The organism is uncultured Rummeliibacillus sp., from assembly GCF_934216135.1.
In the GTDB taxonomy this organism is placed as follows: domain Bacteria; phylum Bacillota; class Bacilli; order Bacillales_A; family Planococcaceae; genus Rummeliibacillus.
The window spans coordinates 78460-90833 of sequence record NZ_CAKQBI010000002.1 but is presented as its reverse complement, the minus strand read 5'-3'; the positions used below and the strand labels follow the sequence as shown (position 1 = coordinate 90833).

The following is a 12374-nucleotide window of genomic DNA, read 5'->3' as shown; positions in this document are numbered from 1 at the left end:
CTACGTGTATGAATATAGGAGGCAAGAAATAATGTCTAACGAGAAAATCATAGTAGAAAACGGTGTACTAAACGTACCAAACAACCCTGTTATTCCATTCATCGAAGGTGACGGAATTGGTCCTGATATCTGGGCAGCCGCTTCACGTGTTATCGATGCAGCAGTAGAAAAAGCTTACAATGGTGAAAAGAAAATTGAATGGTTAGAAGTTCTAGCTGGTCAAAAAGCATTCGACAAAACTGGCGAATGGTTACCACAAGAAACTCTAGATAAAATCAATGAATATTTAATCGCTATTAAAGGTCCTCTTACAACACCAATCGGCGGAGGTATTCGTTCACTTAACGTTGCATTACGTCAACAACTTGACTTATACGTTTGCTTACGTCCTGTACGTCACTTCGAAGGTGTTCCATCTCCAGTTAAAAATCCAGAAAATGTTGATATGGTAATTTTCCGTGAAAACACTGAAGATATCTATGCTGGTATCGAATATAAAGAAGGCTCAGAAGAAGTTAAAAAAGTTCTTAACTTCCTTCAAAATGAAATGGGAGTTAGCAAAATCCGCTTCCCAGAAACTTCTGGTATCGGTATTAAACCAGTTTCTAAAGAAGGTACTGAACGTCTAGTTCGCGCTGCTATTAACTACGCTATTAAAGAAGGACGTAAATCAGTAACTTTAGTACACAAAGGTAACATTATGAAATTCACTGAAGGTGCATTCAAAGCTTGGGGCTATGCTGTAGCTGAAAATGAATTCGCTGATCAAACTTTCACTTGGAACCAATATGATGCTATTAAAGCTGAAAAAGGTCAAGAAGCTGCTGATAAAGCACAAAAAGAAGCTTTAGCTTCAGGTAAAATCTTAGTTAAAGATTCTATCGCTGATATCTTCTTACAACAAATTTTAACTCGTCCAAAAGAATTCGATGTTGTTGCAACAATGAACTTAAACGGCGATTATATCTCTGATGCACTTGCTGCACAAGTTGGTGGTATCGGTATTGCTCCAGGAGCAAACATTAACTACGTTACTGGACATGCTATTTTCGAAGCTACTCATGGTACAGCTCCTAAATACACTGGCATGGATAAAGTAAACCCATCTTCTGTACTTCTTTCAGGCGTACTTATGCTTGAACACTTAGGATGGAATGAAGCTGCTGACTTAATCACTGCTTCAGTTGAAAAAACAATTGCTTCTAAAGTTGTAACTTACGACTTTGCTCGTCTAATGGATGGCGCAAAAGAAGTTAAATGTTCTGAGTTCGCTAACGAACTTATCAAAAACCTATAATTTATAAAATTTAGGTTAAAGGGAATCGAGTGTAATCTCGATTCCCTTTTTTATTAACTAGCCGTGTAGGAAAATGATATCTACACGGCTTTTTTAGTGATAGAAATGACAACTTTATATTCATACTCGATTTTTCATACAATTATTGATACTATAAACTTACTGAATACTTCAAAGGGGGAATCCTGTGTTACTTGATAAAAAAAGAAGGCTGGGCAAACAGCTTGAAGAATTATCAGTAGGGGAGTCGATTCAGCTAACAGAGAGAATAGAGGATAAGGATTTATTATTATATTTAGGTTTAACAAATGACAATAATCCTTTGTACATACAACATGACTATGCTGCATCAACCGCTTATGAAAAACCAGTAGTACCGACTATTATGCTGACTGGAATAGTTACTTCAGCTATTTCCAAACATTTACCAGGTGCAGGATCATATATTTGTGCTCAAACCTTTCACTTTCCTACTCCTTTATATCATTATGAAACAGTTCAAATTCAATTAACGGTAGAAAATATTGACACTATTAATCGTCAGATAAAAGTGAAAGTTGAAGGATTAAATAGTAAGGAAGAAATTGTGTTAGAGGGTACTGTAACAGCTGTTCCACCAATTCATCCAAAATGAATTTGGTAACAAAGGGTATTGGATTAAAAACTGGATTAAAAACATCATAGAGCAAATTAGATTTGAGATGGGGGTTTCAAATCAATTGCGGAGGCATATAAATGACAAACAAAATACTTGTAGTGGACGATGAATTATCAATTGCGACTTTATTACAATACAATTTAAAACAAGCTGGATACGATGTGATCATAGCAAATGATGGACGCGATGGTTTGCAGAAAGCAATTTCTGAAAAACCAGATTTAATTTTGTTAGATTTAATGCTACCAAAATTAGATGGTATGGAAGTTTGCAAAGAATTACGTATAAAAAAACTGGATATCCCAATAATAATGCTTACTGCAAAGGACGATGAGTTTGACAAAGTACTTGGCCTAGAGTTAGGTGCCGATGACTATATGACAAAGCCATTCAGTCCAAGAGAAGTAATGGCACGCGTTAAAGCAGTTTTAAGACGTTCTAAGGTGATCAAAAACTCTCAAGAAATAGAGGAAGAGAGTTCAGAGGAAAAATCTTATCACTTTGGTCGTTTAAATGTTTATCCAGATCGTTTTGAAGTATTTATGGATGATAAGTTATTGGAATTTACGCCAAAGGAATTTGAATTGCTTGTATATCTTTTGGAAAATAAGAATCGAGTTTTAACTCGTGATCAATTATTAAGTGCTGTATGGCATTATGATTTTGCAGGTGATACACGTATAGTAGATGTTCACATTAGCCATTTACGTGATCAAATTGAAGAAAATAGCAGAAAGCCGAAGTTTATCAAGACAATTCGAGGTTTAGGTTATAAATTCGAGGAGCCAAAAAATTGATACAATCTTTAAGATTTCGTTTACTGATTACTTTTAGTTCATTATATATTGTTACTTTAGCTGGTCTAGGAATTACTCTGGGTCAGCTTTTCCCGCTATTAGTAAAAGATACTGTTAGGTCAAATTCTATTAAAGCTAAAGATGATGTGATGCATGCTATTAAGGAACAACATGTTTCATTAACAGAATCTCAAGAACGTGCAATTATTAATTCCATTAAAGATAATACAAATTTACAAGATTTATCTGATATACGATTGCAGTTTTGGATTTTGCTTGCAATTATTTTCATATTAGCTTTTATTATTTTAATAATGGTGACGTATCGTCTTATTAAAAATTTATCGCAGCCTATAGATAATGTTATGATGACAGCATTTGAACTTGCGAAGGGCAATTACCGTGCACGTGCATATGAAATTACTGGTTCACCGACATTGCGTTTAAGTAAGGCAATCAATGTTCTAGCACGTAATTTACAAGATATTGTGATTGTTCGTGAAATTGAACAAGAACGTTTAAAAACGTTGATTGAGAATATGGGTAGTGCACTAATCATGATTGGACGAGAAGGCGAAATAACAATTGTCAATCGAACTTTTACTGAGTTATTTGATCAAACATATGAAGATGTTAAAAGACAACTATTTCGAGAATTGGGGCTACCTATCGAATTAGAGGAATTTGTAGATCATGTTTTTATGACCGAAATTCCATATAGGAAACAAATTCATATTCAAGTTGAAAAAGGCTATTTTGATATGGAGGTTTACGGTGCGCCTGTAGTTGGAGAACATGGACTTTGGCTTGGTGTAGTGATCGTAATGCATGATATTACGGAGTTGAAAATGCTTGAACAAGTTCGTAAAGACTTCGTAGCAAACGTATCACATGAGCTAAGAACACCTATTACATCTATTAAAGGTTTTTCTGAAACATTGTTAGACGGTGCATATAAAGATCAAGAAACCTTATTGAATTTCTTAGATATAATGTATCAAGAAAGCAATCGTTTGCAGATGCTTGTAAATGATCTACTAGATTTATCTAAAATAGAAAAAACAGGTTTTACAGTGAATATGGAAAAAACAAGTTTAAAAGATGTCATTATTCGAACTATAGAAATGACAAATCAGAAATTAGACGAAAAGAATATGCATTTTGAAGCAATTATTGATGAAGAGGTTTATATAAATGGAGATAATAACCGTTTAGTCCAAGTCATGATGAATTTAATGATTAATGCCATTAATTATTCACCTGAAAACACAAAGATACTAGTTCATCTATATGAAGAATCTCAAAATGCTATTGTCGAAATATCAGATGAGGGTATAGGTATTAGTGAAGAAGAACTTCCGCGAGTATTCGAACGCTTTTACCGTGTAGATCGCGACCGTAGTAGAAATTCGGGTGGAACAGGTTTAGGTTTAGCTATTGTTAAACATTTAGTTGAGGCACATCATGGGAAAATCGAAGTTGAAAGCAGCGTAGGAAAAGGAACAACAATGCGTCTGATCTTTCCGAGAATAGAAAAGTAATTCATTTACAATGACTTAACATTAAGTTTATATTATCTTCAAATTTAGTAATTATACTAATTTATGAAGCCCCCTTCAAATTATATAATACAAAAAGAGAGTTGCATTATTACATGCGCTCTCTTTTTGTATGAGCGAACGTTTTTTCGCATTTTACATAGTCGTCTTTTCCTTTCTTATTATAGGCATGGTAAAATAATAAGAACGAATCATTCATGAAAAATTATTATTAGATAAAAAATGAGTTAATTATTTAGGAGTGTGCCAAAATGACAAAGGAAAAATTACTTTTATTAGATGGTAATAGTTTGGCTTATCGAGCGTTTTTTGCGTTGCCATTGTTAACAAATGACCAAGGAATTCATACAAACGCGATTTATGGATTTACCACTATGTTACAAAAAATTTTGGAAGAGGAAAAGCCGACGAAAATGCTTGTTGCATTTGATGCTGGGAAAACAACCTTCCGACATAAAACATATTCCGAATACAAAGGTGGTCGTCAAAAAACACCTCCAGAATTATCTGAGCAATTCCCGTACCTTAGAAAATTACTTGATGCTTATCGGATTAAACAATATGAGTTAGAAATGTATGAAGCAGATGATATTATTGGCACATTGAGTAAAGAAGCGGATGAAAAAGGTCTTGAAGTTATTATTGTTTCAGGAGATAAAGACTTAACACAATTAGCATCTAACAATACAACTGTATATATTACTCGTAAAGGCATGACAGATATTGAACATTATACGCCGGATCATATTAGTGAAAAATATGGACTGACACCCCACCAAATTATTGATATGAAGGGATTAATGGGTGACTCATCTGATAATATTCCTGGTGTTCCTGGCGTAGGTGAGAAAACGGCGATTAAGCTTTTAAAACAATTTCCTACTGTAGAAGAAGTTTATGCGCATCTAGAAGAAGTAAGTGGAGCAAAACTGAAAGAAAAGCTTGGAAACAACGAAGAACAAGCGAAAATGAGTAAACAACTAGCAACGATTAATCGTGAGGCTCCAATTGAAGTTAAACTGGATGATCTAAACTATGAAGGCCCTGATGTGGAAAATCTATTTGCTTTATGGCAAGAACTTTCGTTTAAATCATTAATCGAAAAAAGTGAATACGAATCTGAAGCAAAGGAAACAGCAGAGTTGAATTTTGAAATTATCGACGATCTTACTGCTGATCAATTAACTAGTCCGATGGCGATCCATCTAGAATTAGCTGACGAACACTATCATACTTGCGATAAATTTGGTGTGGCAATTGCAAATGGTGACATAGCTTACTTTGTTCCGTTTGAAAAAGTCTTGGCGTCAGAAAATCTTAAATCTTGGCTTGAAGATGATTCAAAGAAAAAATATTTATTTGATTCGAAGGCAACTCAAGCAGCATTTTTGCGTAGTGGTATTAAGTTAAAAGGAGTAGAGTTTGATCTACTACTAGCAGCCTATATTTTAAATCCCGCAATGTCATCAGATGATGTAGCTGTTGTGGCAAAAGAATTTGGTTATAGAGATGTTCAATCGAATGACGTTGTTTATGGAAAAGGAGCTAAAAAAACAGTCCCTGAACAAATAGTTATAGCAGAACATACATGTCGAAAAGCCTCAGCTGTATGGAATCTTCAAGTAAAACTTGAAGAACAGTTAAAAACCAACGAACAATATGATCTATACCGTAATCTAGAATTGCCATTAGCTACTATTCTTAGTGAAATGGAAAGTGAAGGAGTTGCAGTTGATCGCAATCGTCTCATCGAAATGGGTGCAGAACTAACCGCTAAGCTAAAAGAGATTGAAGAGAATATATATCAAATCGCAGGAGAAAAATTTAATATCAATTCACCAAAGCAACTAGGAGTTATTTTGTTTGAAAAACTTGGTCTACCTGTTATTAAAAAGACAAAAACAGGTTATTCAACGGCTGCAGATGTGTTAGAAAAACTAGCTCCAGAGCATGAAATTATTCAACATATTTTACAATATCGTCAACTTGGCAAACTACAATCTACCTATATTGAAGGGTTGTTAAAGGTCATTCATGAAGAGGACCAAAAAATCCATACACGCTATCAACAAGCGTTAACGTCAACAGGACGTTTAAGTTCAACAGATCCTAACTTACAAAACATTCCGGTTCGTCTAGAAGAAGGGCGAAAAATTCGCCAAGCATTTGTTCCTTCTCATGAAGGTTGGAAAATGTTTGCTGCCGATTATTCTCAAATCGAATTACGTGTACTTGCACATATGTCTAACGATGAAAATTTGATCAATGCTTTTAACCATGGCATGGATATTCATATGAAAACAGCAATGGATGTTTTTCATGTTGGAGAAGAAGAAGTTACATCAAATATGAGACGTACTGCCAAAGCCGTTAACTTTGGAATAGTATATGGTATTAGTGATTATGGTTTATCACAAAATTTAAATATTACCCGTAAAGAAGCTGCTGAATTTATCGAGCGCTATTTTAAAAGCTTCCCTGGCGTCCAAAATTATATGAAAAATATCGTAGAAGAGGCAAAGAAAAAAGGCTATGTAACAACAATACTAAACCGCAGACGTTACTTGCCCGATTTAAATAGTTCAAACTTCAACTTACGTAGTTTTGCAGAACGTACTGCTATGAATACACCGATTCAAGGAAGTGCAGCAGATATTATTAAAAAAGCAATGATTGATATGGCTAAAGCTTTAAAAGAGCAAAAACTTCAAGCGAAAATGTTATTACAAGTACATGATGAATTGATCTTCGAAGCACCCGAGGAAGAAATTCCTGTACTTGAAAAATTAGTACCAGAAGTTATGGCAAATGCATTTAAATTACAAGTACCATTAAAAGCTGATTATGCATCAGGTCCAACATGGTATGAAACAAAATAAAGGAGTGATCGCATGCCAGAATTACCTGAAGTTGAGGGAGTTGTGCGTGCACTTCAACCTGTCGTGACGGGGAAAATAATCCGTCGCGTTCAGGTTTCAAATACAATTTGTACCTCTATAAAAGAAGGAAAAGCATGTATTATCAAGGGGATGGACCCTGAAATTTTTTCAGACGCAATAAAAAATATGACTATTAAAGAAGTTAAACGACGTTCTAAGTACATCTATTTCTTCTTAGAGAAAGACAATATAAACTATGTACTAGTGAATCATTTAGGGATGACAGGTGCGTGGTTTCACGTACGTTCATTAGAAGAAATAACTGAAGCAAAATTTCAAAAGCACATACATATCGTGTTTACTTTTGGAGAGAAAGAATTTCTTGTATATGCTGACATACGACGATTTGGCGAACTGCGTCTACTCCATTCAATTGAGGAGTATCCACCTCTATTAGAAATAGCACCAGAGCCTTTTTCAAAAGAAGCATTGCCTTATTTTTTAGCAAAAGCAAAATTACCAAAATATGCGAACAAGGCAGTGAAAGAAGTGATTATGGATGGGCATGTAATTGCAGGCTGCGGCAACATTTATGCAACTGAATCTTTATTTCGTATGAAAATTCATCCTGCACGAAAAGTTTCAAGAATCAGTGAAAAAAGAAAGAAAGACTTATTTTATACAATTGTGGACATTTTACAAGAAAGTATTGATGCTGGTGGGTCTAGTATTTCTGATTATCGAAACATCAATGGTGAAGCAGGTGGCATGCAGGATCGATTGAAGATGTATGGAAAGAAAACGTGTCCAATATGTCATACTAATACAAAACAATTGGTAATTTCAGGACGTAATTCAGTGTACTGTCCAAATTGTCAACATTAAGGGTGAGTGAAGAAATGATTATTGGTTTAACAGGAAGTATTGCAAGTGGTAAAAGTACAGTAGCAAAAATGTTACAAGAATTAGGTTTTCCAATTGTCGATGCCGACATTGTTGCGAGAGTTGTAGTAGAACCAGGTACAGAGACATTAGATAAAATTGTAGATGTATTTGGAAAAGATATATTACTAGATAACGGCAGTTTAAATCGTGCAAAATTAGGAGATATAATTTTCCATAATCCATCAAAAAGAAAAGAATTAAATGATATTATGCATCCAGCTATTCGTCAAGAAATGTTGCGTCAAAGGGATGAATGGATTGAAAAAGGGGAAAAACATATAATAATGGATATTCCATTACTTTTTGAAAGTCGATTACAACATTTTGTGGAGAAAATTTTAGTCGTTTCTGTTTCTGAGGAAACCCAACTAGCAAGATTGATGGAAAGAAATCACTTATTAGAGGAGGAAGCAAAAGCTAGAATAGCTTCTCAATTACCTCTTTCTGTAAAAGAAAAGGGTGCTGATGCGGTCATTTATAATAATGGAAACTTAGAAAATACCCGTGCTCAACTGTTGAAAATACTGGATTTATGGGACTGCAACTGTTAAAAAGATATAAATTTCTGAAAATATAAATTTTAAAATATAGATTAAATTATGTTTTACTTTCTAATAAATGTGCTATACTATTTGTGAATAATACAAATTAAGTATAACGTAGTGAATAGGGAGGATATTATTCATGACAGTTTCGATTGCTATTAACGGATTTGGCCGTATTGGACGTATGGTATTCCGTCAAGCGATTCTACAAGATGATTTAAATATTGTTGCGGTAAATGCAAGTTATCCAGCTGAGACATTAGCTCATTTGGTTAAATATGATACATCTCATGGTAAATTTGATGGTGAAGTAAAAGCAGAAGAGGATGCGCTAATCGTAAATGGTAAGCGTGTACAACTTGTAAATGAACGTAACCCTCAAAACTTACCTTGGAAAGAAATGGACGTAGATGTTGTTATTGAAGCAACTGGTAAGTTCAATGAACGTAGTAAAGCAGCATTACATCTTGAAGCAGGTGCAAAAAAAGTAATTTTAACAGCACCAGGAAAAAATGAAGATGTCACTATTGTAATGGGCGTTAATGATGAAAAATTAGATCTTTCTAAACATGATGTTATTTCAAATGCAAGTTGTACAACAAACTGCCTTGCACCAGTTGCAAAGGTTTTAAATGATACATTTGGTATCATCAATGGTTTAATGACAACTGTTCATTCATATACAAATGACCAAAAAAATATTGATAATCCACATAAAGACTTACGTCGTGCTCGTGCATGTGCTGAATCGATCATTCCTACTTCTACAGGTGCAGCTAAAGCGTTAACACTTGTGTTACCTGAATTACAAGGTAAATTACATGGTATGGCATTACGTGTTCCTACACCTGATGTATCATTAGTCGATTTAGTAGTAGACCTGCAACGTGATGTAACTATTGAAGAAGTAAACGAAGCATTTAAAAATGCTGCTGAAGGTCCTTTAAAAGGTATTTTAGATTTCACGATGGAACCACTTGTTTCTCGTGATTACTATACAAATCCAGCTTCAGCAACTATTGATGGTCTTACAACAATGACTATTGGTGGCAATAAAGTAAAAGTTATTGCTTGGTACGATAACGAATGGGGTTACTCTGCACGTGTTGTAGACTTAACAAAAAAAGTTGTTTCTGAATTAAAACAACAAGAAGTTAACGTTTAAAAATTTTTAAATAATACTAAAACGAATGGGCTGTTCAAAAATTCAGTGGAAACTGGATTTTTGAAACAGCCTTTTTTGATAAATATGACGGATTTCGAGTTATTTTTTATGTAAAGAGGATTTTCTACTCTTTTTTTCGATTTATACCATTATTTTTTGATATAATAGATAAACTAATATGTTTTCGAAATCAGGAGAGAAAAATTATGAAATGTCCAACTTGTCAATTTAATGGAACAAAAGTCATTGATAGTCGACCAGTCGATGATAACAAAGCAATTCGTAGACGTCGGGAATGTGAATCATGTGGGTTTCGTTTTACAACTTTCGAAAAAGTAGAAGAAATGCCTCTTATTGTGATCAAAAAAGATGGATCACGTGAAGAGTTTAGCCATGAAAAAGTACTTCGTGGCCTTATTCGAGCTTGTGAAAAGCGTCCAGTATCATTAGATATTTTAGAGGATTTAGTGTTTAATATAGAGCAAGATTTACGTCGTATTGGGAATGCTGAAGTGAAAACAGAAGATGTTGGTGAAATGGTGATGGATCGCCTTTCTAAAATAGATGAGGTGTCTTATGTTCGCTTTGCCTCTGTTTATCGTCAATTTAAGGATATCAATGTCTTTATCGATGAGCTTAGAGAATTAATCGAAAAACAATCTAAAGAACGAGAAAATGATCAATAATAGAAGTTTTGGAGGGAACCGTTGGTGAATTTATATAAAGAATTGCAACCTGTTGATCGACTATCCATTCGTGTTCCATTTCCTCTATCAAGTTATGATCGAAAGTTAATCACGCTTTTGTATCAACCGCTTATTGGAGCAGAACCCATCAGTTTATATTTTTTATTATGGGCAGAGGGCGAAAATTCTGAAGATAGTACGATGTCACATTATCATTTGATGAACGCATTGAACATGCCAATAGGTAAAATCTTCGAATCACGCATTGCGCTCGAAGCGATTGGTTTACTTCGAACATGGCGCAAAGACCAACAAGAAATGCGTTCTTTTCTCTATGATGTAATGCCGCCACTCGATGCAGCTACTTTTTTTGATGATCCACTTTTATCTATGTTCTTATATAGTAAGATTGGTGAATCAGCATATAGAAATTTGCGTCAACGCTTTGTTTCAAAAGGGCTGTCTAGTTATGGCTATCAGGAAGTATCTAGAACATTTACAGATGTTTATAGACCTGTTCAGCATAATATACCGTCTGATGAAATCCACCTTACTGGAATACAAGAAAAGCCAAAAGAATTACCGTTCAACTATGAAGAATTTGATTTTCATCTTTTAAGATCTACTCTTTCTGAACAGCTTGTACCTTCATCTGTTTTAACGGCTGAAGCGAAAGCAACGATTGCGAAATTAGCGTTTCTTTATCATTTAACACCATTTGATATGCAAAAGATCATTCTTTTAGCACTTGATGATGAAATGGGATTAAGTGATTTACGCTTAAAGAAAGAAGCTGCTGATTATTATAAATTGACAGTATCGAAAGAACCGCCAACAATGCAATCTGTTATGGAAAATGTAAAACAAAAGCAAGAATTATTCACGCAAACTCCAGTGGATGATAACGATATAAACCCGATGGAACAAGAGCTGATAAAATGGTTTGAAACTTCTTCTCCTATTGATGTATTAACAGCTGTAGCAGGAGGCAAGGAACCATTTCCAAGTGATCGCCAGTTAGTCGAAGATTTGGTGATGCAATATGGTATGCCAACGCCTGTAGTCAACGTACTTATTCACTATGTCTTTTTGCGAAATCACGGTAAATTGAATCGGAAATATATAGAAACTATTGCGTCACATTGGCGTAATACTGGTGTTAAATCAGCAAGAGAAGCCATGAAATTGGCAAGAGATTTTGAAGAACAAAAGGGAATAGATTCTAAACAAGAAGATGCTTCTATAGAAACCAAGGATTACTCGAAAGAATACAAGATATTGAAAGCAGGGGCAGGTACTTTTTATCAACTTCCACAGTTTGTAGATTCTGATTTTGCCAATGCGGAAGAGTTGAAAAAAGAGTTACTAGAAATACTAAATAATGCAGAATCTCTAGAATTGTTATCGATGCTCGTCAAAGGAAAGGCACCGTTTGAAAGAGATGTTAAAGTAGTAAATGAATTTATAAAGAAATATGATATGCCTGTTCCTGTTGTAAATGTTCTTATACATTATGCTTATTATTTAAGTAATGCGAATATAAATAGTGCATTCATACAGGCAATAGCAGCCAATTGGCAAAAAAATAATATTCAAAAAGCGGAACAAGCGCTTAATTTTGCGAAGGATTATCAAATACAGAAAAACCGTAAACAATATATGCCTAAGGGGAAACAAACTGCTAAATCACAAAATGTTCCTGATTGGTATTATGAAAATAAGTTAAAGCAGCAAAAGAAAAAAGAAGTAAAACAAATAGATCATAAGCAAACAGATTATGAAAAGAAACGTCAGGAAATTATGAAGAAGTTAGGTATGAATGAAGGAGAGGTGGATTCATAGA

Annotated in this window: 10 protein-coding genes; all 10 read left to right on the top strand. The window is 34.4% G+C overall.

Annotation, left to right across the window (positions count from 1 at the left end):
- Nucleotides 1-31: 31 nt before the first annotated feature.
- A complete protein-coding gene (gene icd, locus Q0977_RS02090; RefSeq protein WP_119415111.1) occupies nucleotides 32-1297 on the top strand; it encodes an NADP-dependent isocitrate dehydrogenase in 1266 nt (421 codons plus the stop codon).
- A gap of 187 nt (nucleotides 1298-1484) precedes the next feature.
- Entirely contained in the window at nucleotides 1485-1931 is a 447-nt protein-coding gene (locus Q0977_RS02085; protein ID WP_299510164.1) for a MaoC/PaaZ C-terminal domain-containing protein, read from the top strand.
- A gap of 101 nt (nucleotides 1932-2032) precedes the next feature.
- Entirely contained in the window at nucleotides 2033-2752 is a 720-nt protein-coding gene (locus Q0977_RS02080) for a response regulator transcription factor (RefSeq protein WP_119417030.1), read from the top strand.
- Nucleotides 2752-4293: a two-component system histidine kinase PnpS gene (pnpS, locus tag Q0977_RS02075; RefSeq protein ID WP_299510392.1), complete on the top strand. Its 1542-nt coding sequence runs from the start codon at nucleotides 2752-2754 to the stop codon at nucleotides 4291-4293. The genes Q0977_RS02080 and pnpS overlap by 1 nt, the downstream gene beginning before the upstream one ends.
- Before the next feature lie 269 nt (nucleotides 4294-4562).
- Nucleotides 4563-7190: a DNA polymerase I gene (gene polA / locus Q0977_RS02070; RefSeq protein ID WP_119417029.1), complete on the top strand. Its 2628-nt coding sequence runs from the start codon at nucleotides 4563-4565 to the stop codon at nucleotides 7188-7190.
- A gap of 12 nt (nucleotides 7191-7202) precedes the next feature.
- Nucleotides 7203-8075 carry a bifunctional DNA-formamidopyrimidine glycosylase/DNA-(apurinic or apyrimidinic site) lyase gene (gene mutM / locus Q0977_RS02065; RefSeq protein WP_124218636.1) on the top strand — a complete coding sequence of 291 codons (873 nt, stop codon included), beginning with the start codon at nucleotides 7203-7205 and terminating at the stop codon, nucleotides 8073-8075.
- A 14-nt stretch (nucleotides 8076-8089) separates the two neighbouring features.
- A complete protein-coding gene (gene coaE / locus Q0977_RS02060; RefSeq protein WP_119417027.1) occupies nucleotides 8090-8686 on the top strand; it encodes a dephospho-CoA kinase in 597 nt (198 codons plus the stop codon).
- 133 nt (nucleotides 8687-8819) lie between these two features.
- Nucleotides 8820-9845, top strand: coding sequence for a glyceraldehyde-3-phosphate dehydrogenase (locus tag Q0977_RS02055; RefSeq protein WP_119417026.1), 1026 nt, complete (start codon nucleotides 8820-8822; stop codon nucleotides 9843-9845).
- A 206-nt stretch (nucleotides 9846-10051) separates the two neighbouring features.
- Nucleotides 10052-10531, top strand: coding sequence for a transcriptional regulator NrdR (nrdR, locus tag Q0977_RS02050; RefSeq protein ID WP_119417025.1), 480 nt, complete (start codon nucleotides 10052-10054; stop codon nucleotides 10529-10531).
- 24 nt (nucleotides 10532-10555) lie between these two features.
- Complete coding sequence (locus Q0977_RS02045) at nucleotides 10556-12373, top strand: DnaD domain protein (protein WP_233548146.1); 1818 nt, start codon at nucleotides 10556-10558, stop codon at nucleotides 12371-12373.
- The last annotated feature ends 1 nt before the right edge of the window (nucleotide 12374 follow it).